Origin of the sequence: Micromonospora sp. WMMA1947, assembly GCF_027497355.1 — a bacterium.
Lineage (GTDB): Bacteria > Actinomycetota > Actinomycetes > Mycobacteriales > Micromonosporaceae > Micromonospora.
In genome coordinates this window covers 2,191,307-2,207,427 of sequence record NZ_CP114909.1, presented here as the reverse complement: position 1 = coordinate 2,207,427, position 16,121 = coordinate 2,191,307, and the positions used below count along the sequence as shown (strand labels likewise).

The 16,121-nt window shown below is 72.4% G+C and carries 18 protein-coding genes, 2 tRNA genes and 1 other RNA gene; 10 read left to right on the top strand and 11 right to left on the bottom strand.

Going from position 1 to position 16,121, the window contains the following annotated elements:
* Positions 1-81 precede the first annotated feature (81 nt).
* On the bottom strand, positions 82-3,126 hold the full coding sequence (locus O7604_RS10665; RefSeq protein ID WP_281579533.1) for a DNA polymerase III subunit gamma and tau: 3,045 nt from the start codon (positions 3,124-3,126) through the stop codon (positions 82-84).
* Between the two features lie 107 nt (positions 3,127-3,233).
* An RNA gene (ffs, locus tag O7604_RS10660) (signal recognition particle sRNA small type) lies at positions 3,234-3,323 on the bottom strand.
* A gap of 81 nt (positions 3,324-3,404) precedes the next feature.
* Here ffs and O7604_RS10655 point away from each other — a divergent pair.
* The 3 genes from O7604_RS10655 (at position 3,405) to O7604_RS10645 (ending at position 4,968) form a co-directional block, all read left to right on the top strand.
* Positions 3,405-3,489 (top strand) — tRNA-Ser (locus O7604_RS10655).
* A 125-nt stretch (positions 3,490-3,614) separates the two neighbouring features.
* The gene (locus O7604_RS10650) at positions 3,615-4,184 is read left to right on the top strand and encodes a hypothetical protein (RefSeq protein WP_281579532.1); all 570 of its coding nucleotides are present in this window, start codon (positions 3,615-3,617) and stop codon (positions 4,182-4,184) included.
* Between the two features lie 70 nt (positions 4,185-4,254).
* Complete coding sequence (locus O7604_RS10645; RefSeq protein WP_281579531.1) at positions 4,255-4,968, top strand: hypothetical protein; 714 nt, start codon at positions 4,255-4,257, stop codon at positions 4,966-4,968.
* Positions 4,969-4,988: 20 nt separating this feature from the next.
* Here O7604_RS10645 and O7604_RS10640 read toward each other — a convergent pair whose 3' ends face one another.
* Together O7604_RS10640 and O7604_RS10635 are read right to left on the bottom strand one after the other, a co-directional pair.
* Positions 4,989-6,209 carry an RNA polymerase sigma factor gene (locus tag O7604_RS10640; protein ID WP_281579530.1) on the bottom strand — a complete coding sequence of 407 codons (1,221 nt, stop codon included), beginning with the start codon at positions 6,207-6,209 and terminating at the stop codon, positions 4,989-4,991.
* Positions 6,206-6,538, bottom strand: coding sequence for a YciI family protein (locus tag O7604_RS10635; protein WP_281579529.1), 333 nt, complete (start codon positions 6,536-6,538; stop codon positions 6,206-6,208). Before O7604_RS10635 ends, O7604_RS10640 begins: the two co-directional genes overlap by 4 nt.
* 233 nt (positions 6,539-6,771) lie before the next feature.
* On the opposite strand from O7604_RS10635, the gene O7604_RS10630 reads away from it, so the two are divergent.
* The gene (locus tag O7604_RS10630; protein WP_269703561.1) at positions 6,772-7,386 is read left to right on the top strand and encodes a hypothetical protein; all 615 of its coding nucleotides are present in this window, start codon (positions 6,772-6,774) and stop codon (positions 7,384-7,386) included.
* The gene (locus O7604_RS10625) at positions 7,383-7,904 is read left to right on the top strand and encodes a hypothetical protein (protein ID WP_281579528.1); all 522 of its coding nucleotides are present in this window, start codon (positions 7,383-7,385) and stop codon (positions 7,902-7,904) included. The genes O7604_RS10630 and O7604_RS10625 overlap by 4 nt, the downstream gene beginning before the upstream one ends.
* 39 nt (positions 7,905-7,943) lie before the next feature.
* Here O7604_RS10625 and O7604_RS10620 read toward each other — a convergent pair whose 3' ends face one another.
* Entirely contained in the window at positions 7,944-9,023 is a 1,080-nt protein-coding gene (locus O7604_RS10620) for a hypothetical protein (protein WP_281579527.1), read from the bottom strand.
* 109 nt (positions 9,024-9,132) lie between these two features.
* Positions 9,133-9,219, bottom strand: a tRNA-Ser gene (locus O7604_RS10615).
* A 75-nt stretch (positions 9,220-9,294) separates the two neighbouring features.
* On the opposite strand from O7604_RS10615, the gene deoD reads away from it, so the two are divergent.
* The 3 genes from deoD to O7604_RS10600 all read left to right on the top strand — a co-directional run bounded on the left by deoD (position 9,295) and on the right by O7604_RS10600 (position 11,216).
* Positions 9,295-10,002, top strand: a complete 708-nt coding sequence (deoD, locus tag O7604_RS10610; protein WP_043327826.1) for a purine-nucleoside phosphorylase — start codon at positions 9,295-9,297, stop codon at positions 10,000-10,002.
* A 111-nt stretch (positions 10,003-10,113) separates the two neighbouring features.
* Positions 10,114-10,752 (top strand): TetR/AcrR family transcriptional regulator, encoded by a 639-nt coding sequence (locus tag O7604_RS10605; protein ID WP_281579526.1) that lies wholly within the window; start codon positions 10,114-10,116, stop codon positions 10,750-10,752.
* Positions 10,749-11,216 (top strand): thioesterase family protein, encoded by a 468-nt coding sequence (locus O7604_RS10600; RefSeq protein ID WP_281579525.1) that lies wholly within the window; start codon positions 10,749-10,751, stop codon positions 11,214-11,216. The genes O7604_RS10605 and O7604_RS10600 overlap by 4 nt, the downstream gene beginning before the upstream one ends.
* 17 nt (positions 11,217-11,233) lie before the next feature.
* Here O7604_RS10600 and O7604_RS10595 read toward each other — a convergent pair whose 3' ends face one another.
* From O7604_RS10595 to O7604_RS10580, 4 genes are all read right to left on the bottom strand, one after another.
* A complete protein-coding gene (locus O7604_RS10595; protein WP_348651006.1) occupies positions 11,234-11,701 on the bottom strand; it encodes a nucleoside deaminase in 468 nt (155 codons plus the stop codon).
* A gap of 148 nt (positions 11,702-11,849) precedes the next feature.
* The gene (locus O7604_RS10590; RefSeq protein WP_269703553.1) at positions 11,850-12,374 is read right to left on the bottom strand and encodes a tRNA adenosine deaminase-associated protein; all 525 of its coding nucleotides are present in this window, start codon (positions 12,372-12,374) and stop codon (positions 11,850-11,852) included.
* 122 nt (positions 12,375-12,496) lie between these two features.
* Positions 12,497-12,667 carry a hypothetical protein gene (locus tag O7604_RS10585; protein ID WP_269703552.1) on the bottom strand — a complete coding sequence of 57 codons (171 nt, stop codon included), beginning with the start codon at positions 12,665-12,667 and terminating at the stop codon, positions 12,497-12,499.
* Between the two features lie 72 nt (positions 12,668-12,739).
* Positions 12,740-13,036: a hypothetical protein gene (locus tag O7604_RS10580; protein WP_269703551.1), complete on the bottom strand. Its 297-nt coding sequence runs from the start codon at positions 13,034-13,036 to the stop codon at positions 12,740-12,742.
* A 168-nt stretch (positions 13,037-13,204) separates the two neighbouring features.
* On the opposite strand from O7604_RS10580, the gene O7604_RS10575 reads away from it, so the two are divergent.
* Positions 13,205-13,948 carry a M23 family metallopeptidase gene (locus O7604_RS10575; RefSeq protein WP_281579523.1) on the top strand — a complete coding sequence of 248 codons (744 nt, stop codon included), beginning with the start codon at positions 13,205-13,207 and terminating at the stop codon, positions 13,946-13,948.
* A 56-nt stretch (positions 13,949-14,004) separates the two neighbouring features.
* Positions 14,005-15,075 (top strand): PHP domain-containing protein, encoded by a 1,071-nt coding sequence (locus O7604_RS10570; protein ID WP_269703549.1) that lies wholly within the window; start codon positions 14,005-14,007, stop codon positions 15,073-15,075.
* 4 nt (positions 15,076-15,079) lie between these two features.
* On the opposite strand, the gene O7604_RS10565 is transcribed toward O7604_RS10570, so the two are convergent.
* The gene (locus tag O7604_RS10565; protein ID WP_281579522.1) at positions 15,080-16,054 is read right to left on the bottom strand and encodes a DMT family transporter; all 975 of its coding nucleotides are present in this window, start codon (positions 16,052-16,054) and stop codon (positions 15,080-15,082) included.
* Positions 16,055-16,121: the final 67 nt, after the last annotated feature.

Here is a 16,121-nt window from a genome sequence, read left to right as displayed (position 1 = left end):
CCGCTCCTTCTTCCACTCGTCTGGTCGGCCGCGCCCAGCCTAGTCGGGCCACGGCACCGCTGAATCGCGGTCGACGCGCGCTCAGCGCGCGTCCACCTCGTCGATCTTCTCCGCCCCGAACGTCTCGCGCAGCAGCTGCACCGCCTGCTCCTCGCTCGACTGCCGGGCGGTCCGCTCGTCGATCACCTCGTCGAGCGGCTCGTCGCCCGGATCGAACCCCTCGTAGGCGGGCGCCGCCGCGGGCGCGCCCCCGCCCCGCACCGGGCCGTCGAAGTCCGGGTCGTAGGGCGGCTCGCCCGCCCACTCGGCATCGGCCGTCTTCCGCGCCGGCTGCGCCGCGCGCGGCCCCTTGCCGGCACCACCGCCCGCGGCGGCAGCCGCCGCGGCCGCACGCGCCGCCGCGATCGCGCTGTTCTTCGGCCCCGCCGGCCTCGCCCCACCGGCAGGCGCCGTCGCAGGTCCAGCCGGCTTGGGTACGACGACAGGCGCGGTAGCGGTCGCCGTCCCCCCGCCCGGACGGGCAGCCGCCGGCCAGTCCTCCGCACCCCCGGTGCTCGCCGCCGAGGCGGTGCCGGTCGTCGAGGCGGTACCGGTGGCCGAGGCGGTGGCCGCGCCACCGGGTCGGGCCGGCTCCGGCCAGTCCTCCTCGCCGGCCTGGTCACCGGCAGCGGTCGCCGCCGTCCGGTGCGAGGCGTCGGCCGAACCCGCGCCGGGTCGGCCCGCCGGTCCTCCGGCCTGGCTTCCCGCGCCTTGGCTGCCGGTGGCCGGGTTACCAGTGGGTCGGCTGCCCGTGGTGCCGCCCGAGCCGGACACCGGCTGTGCCGGCGCGCCACCGGACGCCGGGTGCCCGACGGCAGCGGAATCCGGACGGCCCGGACCGGAGTGGGCTGAACCCGGGCGGCCCGATCCCGCCTCGGAGCCGGGACGGCTCGGACCGGCGTCGGAGCCGGGACGGCTCGCTCCCGCGTCGGCTACGTCGCGGTACCCGGCGTCAGCGTCCGGACGGCCGTGAGCAGCACCTGCCGCCCCGGAATCCGGCCCACCGGACCTGGCGTCGGACGCCGGGCGGGCCGGAGCGCTGTCGGACGGGGTGCGGCCCGGCGCGGCGTCGGCCTGGGCACGGCTCGCCCCGGACGGGCGGGACGGGCCACCGAGTGAGGCCGCACCGCGCTCGCCGGCCACCTCGCAGCGGATCTGCCAACGGCCGCCCAGCTCCTCGTAGAGCGCGTCGGTCAGCACGGCGGCGTGGTCGGCCATCATCTTGGCCAGCACCGTCGACTTCACGGTCAGCACGAGCGTGTCGCCGTCCAGGTCGCGTACCACCGCGTCCCGCATCAGCGCGGCGATCCGCTTGTTGCTCCGGTTGACCTTGCCGACCACCTCGGGCCAGACGCGGCGCACCGCTACCGCGTCGAGCGCGCCGGGATTCGCCGCGCCGGGGCGGGGCGGCTCGGGCGTGGCCGGGTCGGGCATCACCGCGGACGGCGGTACCGGGCGTCGGGCGGCTGCCTGACCGGACGTCGTCGAGCCGGCGGCGGCCCGCTCGGCGGCGGCCAGCGCAGCGAACCCGGCGTCCGTGGCCGGGTGGACCCCGGCAGCCGCGGCCGCTTCGGTCCCCACCGAGGCGGGACGCGGGCCGGACTCGGCAGATGCCGGACCGGACTCGGGAACGGCACCGGCCGCGGGGCGGGAATCGATGCCCGCACCGTTCGGGGCCGGACGGGTGCCGGTGGCGGGGCCGACCGGACGGGAGCCGGGTGTGGCGCTCCGGGCGCCTGCCGCAGCGGCGGCAGCGGCACGTGCGGCGGCGGCCCCGGTCGGGGCACCGGCAGCCGCCGGCCTGCCGGCGGAATCCGGGTGGACCGCGGCGGCAGCCGCCCCCGGGGCGGGAGCCGCCGGGCGTACCCCAGGGGTGTGGTCGGGGTGCGCGGAGTCGGCGGCGGCCGACGGCAGCTCGGCGCCGCCCAGCGTCAGCCGGCGCTCCATCCGCTCCAGGCGCTGGAGCAGGCCGGCCGAGGAGTCGTCCGCGCCGGGCAGGAGCATGCGCGCGCAGATCAGCTCCAGCAGCAGCCGGGGCGCTGTGGTGCCGCGCATCTCGACCAGGCCGTTGTGCACGATGTCGGCGCAGCGGGACAGCGTGGCCGGGCCGAGGCGCTGGGCCTGGGCGGCCATCCGCTCGATCTGGTCGGCCGGCCCGTCGATGAGGCCCCGGGCGGCGGCGTCGGGCACCTGCTGCAGGACGATCAGGTCGCGGAGGCGTTCCAGCAGGTCGGAGGCGAAGCGGCGCGAGTCGTGCCCGGCCTCGGCGACCCGGTCGACGGTGGCGTACGCGGCGGCGCCGTCACCGGCGGCGAGCGCGTCGCACATCTCGTCGATCAGCGCGGTGTCGGTGACGCCGAGCAGCGCGGCGGCCCGGGCGTAGTCGACGCCCTCCGGGCCGGCGCCCGCGATGAGCTGGTCGAGTACGGAGAGGCTGTCGCGCATGCTGCCGCCGCCGGCACGCACCACCAGCGGGAAGACCGCCGGCTCGACCTTGACGCCCTCCGCCTCGCAGAGCTGCTCGAGGTAGGGGCGGACCACCTTCGGCGGGAACAGCCGGAACGGGTAGTGGTGGGTCCTCGACTTGATAGTGCCGAGGACCTTCTCCGGTTCGGTGGTGGCGAAGATGAACTTGACGTACTCCGGGGGCTCCTCGACCAGCTTGAGCAGGGCGTTGAAGCCGGCCGACGAGACCATGTGCGCCTCGTCGATGATGTAGATCTTGAAGCGGCTGCGGGCCGGGGCGAAGAACGCCTTCTCGCGCAGCTCACGGGCGTCGTCGACACCACCGTGGCTGGCCGCGTCGATCTCGATGACGTCGATCGAGCCGCCGCCGTCGGGAGCCAGGCCGCGGCACGAGTCGCACTGCCCGCACGGCTCGGGGGTGGGGCCCTGCTCACAGTTGAGGGAGCGGGCCAGGATCCGGGCGCTGGAGGTCTTGCCGCAGCCCCGCGGACCGGAGAAGAGGTAGGCGTGGTTGAGCCGCCCGCTGCGCAGCGCCTGCGACAGCGGCTCGGTGACCTGCTCCTGGCCGATCATCTCGGCGAACGTCCGCGGCCGGTACTTGCGGTAAAGGGCCAGTGCCACCCGTCCCGCCTCCTCTCGACCGAGCCATTCTGCGCCGGTCGGCCCCGGGTGACCACCCACCACCCCGTGACCCGACCCGCAGCGACGTTACCCGGCCCGGGAGACAGAAAGGCCTCCCGTGCACCCGGCAGAGCTCGCTTATCCTTGCTGCCTTCCGGCCCTGGGGAGGTTCACGAGGTACCGCCGCACGGGAGGTGACGCCAAGCCTACCCGAAGGGTTGTGGATCTTCCGGGAGGGTGGGGTGGCCCGCCGTCGGGAGACCTGTATCCTGGCTCGCGGAGGATTCGCCTAGAGGCCTAGGGCGCACGCTTGGAAAGCGTGTTGGGTTCACACCCTCACGAGTTCGAATCTCGTATCCTCCGCTCTCTTGAGCAGCACGAACGCGAGGGCCGGCCCCATCGGGGACCGGCCCTTCGTCGTCTCCGCGGCCACCGGCTCGCCGTTCTGTCCTCAACGTTTCCAGCCGCCGGGCTGATACGTTCCGTCGATGGGGCAGAGCCTGGATGCGGTTGTCCGATCAACCTTCCTCCGCACCATCGAGTTCATGCCCGGTGAGCTCCGACGAGCGCCGCTGGCCAGCTGGAACGAGTCGGTCTTTCGCCACTTCTTCTGCCGGCAGCTGCATGACGTCGACGAAGGCGTGCAGCAGTTCGTGGAGTGCGAACGGATCGACCTCGTCCTGCATCGCGGCGAGGAGAAGGCGTTCGTCGAGTTCAAGTTCTACGTACACCCGCAGCGATTTGATCCCTATACAGGCGTCTCGTCCGGCTTCAAGGGTGGCCCCAGCCCTCAGAACCTGCACGAGTTCCAGAGGTGCGTTCAGCAACTCCACGATCGCAAGTCGGTCCCGGGGCTGTCCAAGTACATCGTTCTCGCCTACGCCGACCCTGTCGTTGCGGGCCCTCCGGGGAAGCATTACTCGCATTACTACGACGACTACCGGCGCGCGGACGAGAACATCGCTCTCGACGTCCAAGAGTCCGTCGGGCCCTTCGACATCCTCAAGGATCGAATTCAAGCCAAGCTCTTCACCGTGCGGGCACCCGGCGAAGGTTGAACGAGATCGGCGGCCATGGGGTCACACGACAGCCTTGCGGCCCCGGGCGAGTGGTCGGAGGATCAGGCGAGTGGGGCAGCTGTATCAGCGTCCGGGCCAGCCGATGACGCTGCAAATCAAGCCGGAACTGGCGAGCTGGGAGCGCGCCGGGCATCCGAGCCAGGTGAGGTTGTCCCAGTTCCTTGATCACGTCTCAACGTTGGCCGAGCCGGCGGGAGCGGGCGTCGACGGCCCGCTGGCGATCGAGATGGTTGTCGGCCTCCCGGAGAACATGACGCTCGATGCGGGTGGACGCGACCTGGACAACTTCCTCTACCCGGTGGCACAACGAATCGACGCGGGCCGCCTCGCTGCGGTGTTCGGTCGAAAAGTTCAGGCGGCTCGGTCGTCACTGGCCGTGGGGCCCGCAGTGCCGCAGGCGGTCGCCCCGGTCCCGCAGTTCACCACTCACATGGTCGGGTCATACGAACACAAGGCATGGAAAGAGGAGCTACGGGGACGATTGCTGGCGGCGCATGTGCTTCCGGCTGACCCCGGCCCGGTGTGGATGCAGGTAAGTCTCACCACCGGCCCCGGTCGCACGTGGACCAACCTCTGGAAGCCGTTGCTCGACTCCTTCGGCCCGGTGTTGGGGGCGGACCCCGCGCATCCGTTCAGCCCGTACGACGATCGCATCGTCGACCTCGGCCTGCACCACACCGTGGATGCCGGCCTCGGGCACGGTGTGCGCATTGACGCATGGTGGGGCGCGCACGACTCACCATGCGCCAGAGAACTCGGCTAGAAGCCCGTTCGCGCGGGCGTTCATCTGCCGCCCAACTGGTCTCGCCGCCGCTTCAGATACGCCGTCTCCGCGCTGTTTCCCGCCAACTCGATCGCCCGGTCGTACGCCGCCCGCGCCTCCCCGCCCCGCCCCATCCGCCGCAACAACTCGGCGCGCGTCGCGTGGTACGCGTGGTAGCCCTCCAGCGGCAACGCCTCCACCTCGGCGAGCGCGACCTGCGGCCCGTCCAGCTCGGCGACCGCCACCGCCCGGTTGAGCCGCACGATCGGCGACGGGTCGACGCGTACCAAATGGTCGTAGAGCGCGGCGATCTGCGCCCAGTCGGTGTCCCGCGCGTCGCGGGCGTCGGTGTGGACGGCGTTTATCGCGGCGAGGATCTGGTAGCGGCCCGGCGGCCGTCCGGCGGCGATGCACGCGCGGACCAAGGCGTGTCCCTCGGCGATCAGCTCCCGGTCCCAGGCGCTGCGGTCCTGCTCGGCGAGGACGACGAGTTCCCCTGTCGCGGAGACCCGGGCGGGGCGGCGGGCCTCGGTGAGCAGCATCAGCGCCAGCAGCCCGGCGGCCTCGTGGTCGTCGGGCAGCAGCGTACGGACCAGCCGGGTGAGCCGGATCGCCTCGGCGGTCAGGTTGGCGCGGACCGCCTCCTTGCCCGGATTCGAGGCGAGGTAGCCCTCGTTGAAGATCAGGTAGAGGACGGCGAGCACGCCGGCGACCCGGGCCGGCAGGTCCTCGCGGGACGGCACCCGGTACGGGATGCCGGCTGCCTTGATCTTCGTCTTGGCCCGGGTGATCCGCCTGCCCATGGCGGGCTCCTGGATCAGGTACGCGCGGGCGATCTCCGGCACGGTGAGCCCGCCGACAAGGCGCAGCGTCAGCGCCACCCGCGCCTCCATGGCCAGCGCCGGGTGACAGCAGGTGAAGATCAGGCGGAGCCGGTCGTCGTCGATGACACCGAGCGGTTCCGGCACGTCGGCCAGCATCAGCGCCTCCCGGTGCTTGTCGTCCCGCCGGCTCTCGCGCCGGATCCGGTCGACGGCCCGCCGGTACGCGGTGGTGGTGAGCCACGCGCCGGGGTTCGGCGGTACGCCGTCGGCCGACCACCGCTCGACGGCGGCGGCGAACGCCTCGGCGGTCATCTCCTCCGCGACGTCGAGGTCGCCGATGCGCCGGGCGAGCGTGGCCACCACCCGGGCCCATTCCTCGCGGTGGACCCGGGTGAGCGCCTCGCCGACGTCTGTCACGCGACCAGGAACGGCCGCAGCTCGACCCGCCTGTTGCACCGCTGCGACGCCAGCGCGGCGAGCGGCAGCGCCACGTCGAAGTCCGGCGCCTCGATGATCCAGAACCCGCCGACGTACTCCTTCGTCTCCACGTAGGGTCCGTCGGTGAGCAGCGAACTTCCGCCCCGCGCATCCACGACTGTGGCCGTCTCCGGTGCGGCGAGCCCACCGGCGAAGACCCAGTGCCCGCCGGAGCGCAACCGTTCGTTGAACTCACCGATCGCGGCCATCTCCTCCTCGGTGGCCGAGCCGGTCGTGTCGTCGAGTACGGAGATCAGGTACTGCGCCATCGGTTCCTCTTTCGCCGTCGTCGGCCGCCGGCCGGGCTGCCGTCACCCCGGCTACGAACGCCGCCGCCCCGATCCGACAACCGTGCGGAGCAAGTATCGGGCGTGATGATGCGGCAGCGCTGCCGCGCCCGTACGTTGGGCATCGGCCGCGTCACGCGCCGAGCGCGCCGAGGCACCCGACGACCGGTCGTACACATGTTCCATCCACAGCCTGTGGACGCCGAGAGGACCGGATGAGTTACCAGCTCAGCGCCGTGGTCGCCGACGTCGAGTTGCTTCGCGAGCAGACCGCCGACCTCGACCACGCGGTGCTCGCCGCGCTCCGCCAGGACTTCGCGCTGCTGCCTGTCACCCCGCAACTGGTGCAGGAACTGACCGGCGGCCTGCCGGACTACGCCACCGACGAGCCGCACGCCGAGCGCCCGTTCCGGCTGGTGCTCTCGCCGCCCCTGGCCGACGTGCTGGCCCGCTGGTCGACCAGCGGCCCGGTGGCGTACCTGGAAGCGGAGTTCGCGGGTGGCCTGGGCCACCAGTCGGCGGTGGTCTGGCTGGGCGGCGAGGTGAGTTGGGGCCCGCGGTACGACGCCGCGCTGGACCGGCCGCGGACCGAGTGGCCGATCAACACCGCGCTGGCCCGGCTGGGCGCGGAGCCGGGCGCGTGGATCGACCCGTTCGCCGAGCTGGGCCTGCACCTGGAACGCGACACGGACGGCTGGCTGGCGCACGGCCGGCGCGGACTGTCCGCCGACTACTGGGACGAGTTGGCCGAAGAGTGGGAACTACGCCAATCCGACCCGCAGCAGCAACCTCATCGCCCCGGTCCCGTTGGTGACTGGGGGATTGCATGAAACTACGACAATTCGGCTTTATTGCCGCACTGCTTGCTGCCGCGTCCGCAGCCGGCAGCGGCGTTCATCCACAGTGGCCGGCCGAACCGGTCGGCGTCACGCAGGTGGTCAGCCTGGACGGCCTGCGCGACGCGGAGTTCGGTGACACCGAGGCGGACCTGACCCGGCGCGGCGTGCTGCGCGCCGACGAGGAGGCATGCGGGCCCGCGCTGGTCGGACACGGTGCGGTCAGCCCGATCTTCGTCGACGACCGGCTCGTCCTGCTCTGGCTCGACGACCCGATGAGCACACCGGAGGGCATCAGCGCCGGCACGCCGGTGGGCGAGGTCCGCGCCGCGTACCCTGGCGCCGTCGACCTGCCGGCGCCGCCCGGCAGTCACCGCTTCGCCGGGCTGCTCGCCCGCGACGGAGACCGCGCGTACCTGTTCCTGCACGACGGGGTCACCGTCCGCGAGATCATCGCCGGGTACGCGGACTGGGCCCGCCGCCTCTTCGACGAGGGCTACGGCCCCTGCTGACCATAGGGCAGGAGTCGGCAGGGGCCGAACAGCGCTCCGCTACCGCTGAGCCGCCACTACGGTGACAGCCTTCGTCCGACCCGAACTGCCGGCCACGAACCGGTCCGACGGTGAGTAGCCGATGATGAAGTATCCGCTGTGAAGAGGGACCACGTCTGCTGCGAACTGGCCCTTGCCGTCGGTGTCGAGCGGACCGTAGGTGGCGTAACAGCGGTTGTCGTCGCACAGGTCCAGGTAGATGTCGTGGACCTGGTTGGCATGCGGGGCCCACCCGGAGGCGGTGAGCCACGACAGCTGTCCGGTGAGCCGGACGCTCTGGCCCGCTGCCACCCGGGTGCGATTCACCTTTGCCGTGATCCGGGTCTCCCGCGGATCGATCGTGATCGGGAAAATCTGCTGGGGAATGTACTCGAAGTACGGCCGGCCCAGGGAGTAGGAGTAGGAGATGTCGACTTCCGGGCTGATGGCGTAGATGGTGACCGTCTTGCCGAATGAGCCGTCGGACGCAGTGATGGCCGGAGTCGGGTCGAAGCTGCTGTTGACCTGGACCGGGAAGTCGGCGAGCGGCCGAACCTCGCCGGTGCCCGGCCAGCGGCCCTTGAGCACCCCCCGGACAGCCACCTGGCGGTTGTCGTAGTCGACGGTGGTGGGGTTGATCGTCACATCCTCCAGGAAGGTGACGACCCGGTAGAGGATCCACCCGGCACGCTCCTGCCGTACGTGGTTGCCCGCAACGTCGGTCACCGCGACGTGCACGAGGTAGTCGCCGAGCGCGTCGAGAATCAGGGGCGCCGAAGTGCGGAAGACGGTCTTCTCCGGAGCCTCCGAGTGGAGCACGAAGTCCGTGGCGCGCGCGACCAGCGCCCCGGTCTCCTCGTCGACGAGTTCCGCGCGGATCTCGGCAACCGGCTGGGACGAGGTGACGGAGACGTACAGTCTTCCGAGGTCGTCCGACGAGTCGTTGTAGGCAGAGTTGACCTGCAGGACGTCGGCGGCCTGGGCCGGGGCCGGCGAGCCGAAGGCCAACAGGACAGCGGCGAGAACGCCGGCAGCAAGGACCGATCTGATCTTCATTTGTCCCCCGTGCAGAGCCCGCCGACTGCCGGCGGGAGCCGACAACAGTTATAGGCGCATCGACCCTCGTCACACAACCGGCTTGCCGAGGGGCACAAGCGGAACGCCCGGTGCGATCCTCGCGGATCGACCGGGCGTTCTCGCTGTTCACGAGCGGTGGCGGCGGGATTTGAACCCGCGGAGGGCGTAAACCCTCACACGCTTTCGAGGCGTGCTCCTTAGGCCACTCGGACACGCCACCGCCGACGAGGGTACAGGACCGCCGGCTTGGACGCCGAACCGGTATCCCTCGGCCCGGCCTGGCAGGATCTTTGCCATGAGTACGCACATCGGCGCTGAGCCGGGAGAGATCGCCGAGCGGGTCCTGATGCCGGGCGACCCGCTGCGGGCCAAGTGGATCGCGGAGACCTACCTGGAAGGGGCCCGCTGCTACACGACGGTGCGCGGCATGCTGGGCTTCACCGGGAAGTGGAACGGTGTCGACGTGTCCGTCCAGGGCTCCGGCATGGGCATGCCGTCCGCCTCGATCTACGCGCACGAGCTGGTCAACGAGTACGGCGTGAAGTCGCTGATCCGGGTCGGCTCCTGCGGCGCGCTGACCGAGGATCTGCAGCTGCGGGACGTGGTGGCGGCCATCGGTTCGTCCACCGACTCGAACATGAACCGGATGCGCTTCGACGGGCTGATCGACTACGCCCCGGTGGCCGACTTCGGGCTGCTGCGTACCTCGGTCGAGGTGGCCGAGCGGCGCGGCATCAGCATGCGGGTCGGGCCGATCCTGGCGGCGGACGCCTTCTACACGGACCGGCCGGACCTGTACGACACGCTCGCCGACTACGGCGTGCTGGCGGTGGAGATGGAGTCGGCGGCGCTCTACACGATCGCGGCGCGCTTCAAGGCCCGCGCGCTGACCATCCTGACCGTCAGCGATCACATCAAGACCGGCGAGAAGACCACGTCGCAGGAGCGCGAGCAGACGTTCGGCCAGATGGTCGAGATCGCGCTGGACACCATCATCGCCTGACCGGACCGACCCGGACCGCCCCGCCACCGCTCGGTGGCGGGGCGGTTCCGCGTTACCGTCGTCACAAAAATAAATACGACCGGTCGTGCTTGTTTCCCCTACGCTGATCGCATGAACTCCGACGGCCGCGTCGCCCGTGGCGACCGCACCCGCACCGCGGTGCTCGACACCGCGGTGGCGCTGGCGACCGAGGTCGGCCTGCACGGCCTCTCCCTGGCCCAGCTCGCCGACCGGCTGGAGGTCAGCAAGTCCGGCCTCTTCGCGCACTGGCGCTCCAAGGAGGCACTGCAACTCGCCACCGTCGACCGGGCCGTGGCGCAGTGGCAGGAGCGGATCGTCGCGCCCGCCCTGCTCGCCCCCCGGGGCGTACGCCGGCTGCGTGCGCTGCACGACGCCCGGATCGACTTCTACGCCGCCCGGGTGCTGCCCGGCGGCTGCTTCTTCGCCAACACCGAGTTCGAGTACAACGCCCGTCCCGGCCCGGTCCGGGACCGGCTCGCCGAGGCGTTCGCCCGCTGGACCGCGCTGCTGGAACGCCTCGTCCAGGAGGCCGTCGACCTCGGCGAGCTGCCCGCCGATCTGGACGTGCCGCTGCTCGCGTACGAGATCGACGCGCTGGGGATCAGCGCGGTGATGCGGTCCCGGCTGCTCGACCCGGACGCCAGCTACCGGCACGCCCGCCAGGGTCTGCTGACCCGGCTGCGGGCGCTCTGCCCGGATCCGACCCTGCTACCGGAAGGCCAGTCATGAGCCACGCCACCACCGACCTGCCGGTCGCCGAGTTCGGGCACGTCGAGCACGTGCCGGTGCACTTCGACGACCTCGACGCGATGGGCATCCTGCACAACGCCCGCTACGCGGTGCTGCTGGAACGCGCCCTGACGCCGTACTGGGCCGAACGCGGCGTCGCCTTCCGGGGCGACGTGCACGCCGCACCGGACGTGTTCCACGCGGTCCGCGAGTTCACCATCACCTACCGGGCGCCGGTCGTCGGCGTCGGCACGGTGGCGGTGCACTTCTGGCTGGAGCATTTCGGCACCAGCAGCGCCCAGTACGCCTTCGAGTTCCGCTCGGTTGACGGCGCCACCGTGCACGCCACCGGCACCCGGTCGATCGTTCGGCTCGACCCGGCCACGCTGCGTCCGACCGCCTGGACCGAGGTCGGCCGCGCGATCGCCGCGACGCTGCTGCGCCCCGCGCCGGCCGGAGCCTGAGACAGGACCAGAACTCCTCAGCGGAAGAACGCGCGCAACAGCGCAGCGCTCTCGCGTTCCAGCACGCCGCCGTACACCTCGGGGCGGTGCGTGACGCGGCGGTCGCGCAGCACGTCCCAGAGTGACCCGACGGCGCCGGTCTTCGGTTCCCACGCGCCGAACACCACTGTCGGGACGCGCGCCAGCGCGATCGCCCCGGCGCACATGGTGCACGGTTCCAGCGTCACCACGAGCGTGCAGTCGTCCAGCCGCCAGCGGCCCAGCCGCTGCGCGGCCCGGCGCAACGCCAGCACCTCGGCGTGCGCGGTCGGGTCGCCGGTCAGCTCCCGCTCGTTGCGGCCGATCGCCAGTTCGGTCCCGTCGGGGCCGTAGAGCACCGCGCCGACCGGCACGTCGTCGGCGTCGGGGGTCGCACCGTCCGGGCCGGTCGCCGCGACCTCGAGGGCCCGGCGCATCCACAGCTCGTGCCGCTGCCGGCGGCCCACCGCGCCCGAGTCGGCGAGTGCCTCGTCCGCGCCGGGACCGACGCGTGCGGCCCGCCCGGGGGTGGGCTGCCCCGGGCGTACGGTCTCCAGCGACGGATCGGTCGCGTCGGCCGGTTCGGCGGCGCCGGGCGTCAGGGACTCCCCGGACTCAGACCTCACGCAGCTCCTCGACCTCGTCCACGCAGCCCAGCACCTGGCAGATCTCGGCTGTCACGTCGGCCGGCATGGAGCCCTCGTGCGCGCAGAGCGCCAGCAGCTTCTGCGCCGGGATCCCCAGGTCGGTCAGCAGGTCCGCGTCGCCGACCGGGTCTGCCTCCGGGTCCACAGCAGGCTGCTCGGTGTCGTCGTCGCCGGCGGAGGCACGCGGCTCGTCGACATCCTCCAGCCCGGTCACCGAGGTCTTCAGGTCGCCGACGAGCAGCGCACCCAGCCGGGACTCCTCCGCGTACGCCGAGTCCGAGCCGAAGACCCGCAGGTCCTCCCCCTCGTCCAGGCGCATGACGACCAGGTACGTGTCGTCGGCCTCGACGAACAGCAGCGAGAGGTCGGCGTCCGGCTCGACGTCGCGCAGCCGGTCGGCCACCTCCTCGATGTCGGTGACGCCTCGCAGGCTCACCTCGCCGGCGGTCCAGCCGCCGTCGACGCGCGCCACGGCAGCAGCGAAGTACGACACGGTCCCCCCAAATTGGCCTCGGCAGCACGCCGACACGTCACGCGATGCACGTTAACCGGTCGGGTCGGCAGGCGAGCGGTCAACGCCCCGTATGGGCCGGCCGTTCCTCGGGAGAAAGCCGGTCAGCCGACGACGCGCCGGCGGGTGGCGATGAGTTGGCGCAGCCGTTCGGTGCGGGCCCGCTGCGGCCGTTGGCGCTGCTGTACCGCACGCGCACCGGCCAACTCGGCGAGGAGTTGCAGGCGACGGCGGCTCCGGTCGGGGTCGAGCCGCGGCGATGTGGTCCAGGCCATACCGCGAGCGTGGACCGTCCTCACGCGTACGTCAAGGTGGCCTTCGCTACGCAGCGAAACCGGCACCGAAGGTCACCAGAGCGGCCAGTCCCCGGTCTGCGCCCAGCGCGTCGCGACGATCGCCGCGGCGATGCTCCAGCCACCCGCGGTGACGATCGCGACCCCCGTCGCGACCCCCCGGTCCCCGTGGCGGACCAGCACCGCGGCGGCCAGCCAGGCCAGGCCGCCGGCCAGCAGCGTCCACCAGGCGTAACCGGCCACGCCGCGGCCGAGCAGCCCGAACAACAGCAACCAGGCGAACGCGACCAGCGCGCCGACCGCGACACCGGCTCCGGTGACCGGGTACGGCTCGCGGTAGCTGGGCCGCATCGACGTGCTCGACGGGAAGAGCCCCGAGGGCGTACGCGGCGGGAACGTTCCCGGACCGGTCCCCTCGGGTCCGCCGTGCCACCCGTGCGTCACCGCCGCCCCCTCTCCCGACCATCCGTCCCGCGTTCGGCTTTCGTCCCTACGGTAGTGGTCTGTCAGGATGACCGGATGCGCTCGCCATCGATCGGACGCCGCACGCGGCCGGCGTACCCGATCCTGCTGCTCGTCGCGGCACTCGCCGCCGGCGGCTGCGGCGCCACCACCGGGCGCGCCGACAGGTGGCAGGAGCCGAGCCCGATGACGACGGCCGCGCAGCCCGCCGACCCGGCGAGCCCGGCACCGCCGACCGCCTCCCCGCCGTCGCCGGCCCGCACGGACGTGAAGCGGGTCTTCCCGGTGCGGGCGGGCAACGTCGACTACCACCCGACGCACGGCGGCTACCCCGGCACCGACGTGTTCGCCGACTGCGGCGAGCCGGTGGTGGCGGTCACCGACGGCGTGGTGCTGGAGGTGAGCCGCGTCGACCGGTTCGACAAGCGCGGGCAGCTGGGCCCGAACAACGGCGGGCTCTCCGTCTCGCTGCTCGGCGACGACGGGGTGCGCTACTACGGCTCGCACCTGAGCGCGATCGCGGCCGGCGTCGATGAGGGCGTACGGGTGCGTGCCGGGCAGCAGCTCGGCAAGGTCGGCCGTACGGGCAACGCCAACAACGTCTGCCACCTGCACTTCGGTCTCTCCCCGAAGTGCACCGGCGCCGACGACTGGTGGATCCGCCGGGGCGTGGTCTGGCCGGCGCCGTACCTGAACTCCTGGCGCAAGGGCGGCAACCGCTCGCCGGTCGCCGAGGTCACCGCCTGGCAGCGCAAGCACGGCTGCCCGGCCGCGCCCGGCCGGTCCACCCGCAGCGGCTGACCGACGCGCGGTGCGGGGCCACGCGGCGGACGGCGTGAGCGCGTAGGTTCCAGGACATGAGTGCCCGGGATCCCCTCGCCGACCTGCGCCGGATCGCGTTCCTGCTGGAACGGGCGAACGAGGCCACCTATCGGGTGCGCGCGTTCCGGTCGGCGGCGAAGACGCTCGGCGCGCTGCCCGCCGCCGAGGTGGCCGAGCGGGCCCGCACCGGCAAGCTGACCGAGCTGTCCGGCGTCGGTGACGTCACCGCCCGCTGCGTGGCCGAGTCGCTGGCCGGCGAGGAACCCGTCTACCTGCGCCGGCTGCTGGCCACCGAGGGCACCGACCTGGACGAGGCAGCGGCGAAGCTGCGGGACGCGCTGCGCGGCGACTGCCACACCCACTCGGACTGGTCCGACGGCGGCTCACCGATCGAGGAGATGGCGCTGGCAGCGGTCGAGCTGGGCCACGAGTACCTGGTGCTCACCGACCACTCGCCGCGACTCACGGTGGCCCGGGGCCTGACCGCGGAGCGGCTGCGCAAGCAGCTCGACCACGTCGCCGCCGTCAACGAGGCGCTGCCGAAGGGCTTCCGGATCCTCACCGGCATCGAGGTGGACATCCTCGCCGACGGCTCGCTCGACCAGGACGAGAAGCTGCTGGCCCGCCTGGACGTAGTGGTCGGCTCGGTGCACAGCGGCCTGAACGACGACCGGGCCAAAATGACGCGCCGGATGCTGACCGCGATCGCGAACCCGCACCTGGACATCCTCGGTCACTGCACCGGCCGGATGGTCTCCTCCCGGCCCGCCGGGGTGACCGGGCCGGGCGACAAGGGGCACCGGGCGCGTACCCGCAAGGAGAGCGAGTTCGACGCGGACGCCGTCTTCGCCGCCTGCGCGGAGCACGACGTGGCCGTCGAGATCAACTCCCGGCCGGAGCGGCAGGACCCGCCGAAGCGGCTGATCCGCCTCGCGCTGGAGGCCGGGTGCCGGTTCGCCATCGACACCGACGCGCACGCCCCCGGCCAGCTCGACTGGCAGCGGTTCGGCTGCGAGCGGGCCGCGCTGTGCGGCGTACCGGCGAAGCGTGTGGTGAACACCTGGACGGCCGACCGCCTGGTGAAGTGGACGGCCGGGCGCGGCTGACGGGTCAGCCCCTGGTGGCCGCTTCGACCGGACGGGAGGTGGGTGCCACCGCGTCCGGGCGCCGGCGGCGCCGCCCGAACAGGCCCTGGGCGACCGCCACGCCGACGAGCACCACGAACGCGCCGACGGGCTGGTGCCAGTTCATCCGCTCGCCCAGCACCACCGCGCCGACGAGCACCGCGAACACCGGGATCAGGTACGTCACTGTGGACGCCGTGCTGGCCCCGGCCAGCCGGATGTTGCGCATGTTGATGACGAAGGCGAGCCCGGTGCCGAGCGCGCCGAGCGCCAGCACGCTCGCCGCCACGCGCGGGGAGAGGCCGAGCGGCGACGGCGGCGTGCCGACGAACGGCGCGACCACCGCGAGCTGCGCGGTCGCCACCAGCAGCTGGGCCGCCGACAGCGACAGGCCGGAGTACGCGCTGCCCGCGACGAACTTCTTCTGGTACGGAATGGCCAGGCCGTAGCAGGCCGCCGCACCGAAGCACATGAGCTGGCCGACGAAGTGGGCGCCACCGACGCCCTCCCAGACGCCGAGCACCACGAGGACGCCGACGAAGCCCAGCCCCAGCCCGACCGCCCGCCGGGCGGTCAGCCGCTCGGTGCGGAACACCAGCACCGCCAGGGGCAGCACGATCAGCGGCGTGGTGGCGTTCCAGATGCCGGCGAGCATCGACTCGACGCGCTGCTCGCCGTAGCCGAACAGGGTGAACGGCACCGCGACGCCGAGCGCGGCCACGACGAGCATGTGCGCCCAGACCCGCAGGTCGCGGGGCAGCCGGTCGCGCAGCACCGCGAGCACCACGAGCAGCGTCAGCGCGCCGGTGGCCACGCGGTAGAGGGTGAGGTGCACGGGGTGCAGCTCGGTGACGCCGACCTTGATGAACAGGAAACTGGAACCCCAGATGGCGGCGAGCGCGACGAACCCGGGCAGCCAGCTGCGTACCGGCGCCCGGTCAGGAGTGATCTCGACGTTCACCCCTGACACTCTGCCGCAGAGGTACGACGAAGTCGCGCGGTATTCCGGATGCGTGGTCACGTAGGGT

What these genes read in the sequence shown, in the direction of transcription:
- O7604_RS10585 (WP_269703552.1), bottom strand. Translation starts at nt 12,667, where the DNA reads ATGGCCTGGACCACATCGCCGCGGCTCGACCCCGACCGGAGCCGCCGT.
- O7604_RS10570 (WP_269703549.1), top strand. Translation starts at nt 14,005, where the DNA reads ATGAGTGCCCGGGATCCCCTCGCCGACCTGCGCCGGATCGCGTTCCTG.
- O7604_RS10630 (WP_269703561.1), top strand. Translation starts at nt 6,772, where the DNA reads ATGAGTTACCAGCTCAGCGCCGTGGTCGCCGACGTCGAGTTGCTTCGC.
- O7604_RS10600 (WP_281579525.1), top strand. Translation starts at nt 10,749, where the DNA reads ATGAGCCACGCCACCACCGACCTGCCGGTCGCCGAGTTCGGGCACGTC.
- O7604_RS10635 (WP_281579529.1), bottom strand. Translation starts at nt 6,538, where the DNA reads ATGGCGCAGTACCTGATCTCCGTACTCGACGACACGACCGGCTCGGCC.
- deoD (WP_043327826.1), top strand. Translation starts at nt 9,295, where the DNA reads ATGAGTACGCACATCGGCGCTGAGCCGGGAGAGATCGCCGAGCGGGTC.
- O7604_RS10580 (WP_269703551.1), bottom strand. Translation starts at nt 13,036, where the DNA reads ATGCGGCCCAGCTACCGCGAGCCGTACCCGGTCACCGGAGCCGGTGTC.
- O7604_RS10650 (WP_281579532.1), top strand. Translation starts at nt 3,615, where the DNA reads ATGGGGCAGAGCCTGGATGCGGTTGTCCGATCAACCTTCCTCCGCACC.
- O7604_RS10605 (WP_281579526.1), top strand. Translation starts at nt 10,114, where the DNA reads ATGAACTCCGACGGCCGCGTCGCCCGTGGCGACCGCACCCGCACCGCG.
- O7604_RS10575 (WP_281579523.1), top strand. Translation starts at nt 13,205, where the DNA reads ATGCGCTCGCCATCGATCGGACGCCGCACGCGGCCGGCGTACCCGATC.
- O7604_RS10625 (WP_281579528.1), top strand. Translation starts at nt 7,383, where the DNA reads ATGAAACTACGACAATTCGGCTTTATTGCCGCACTGCTTGCTGCCGCG.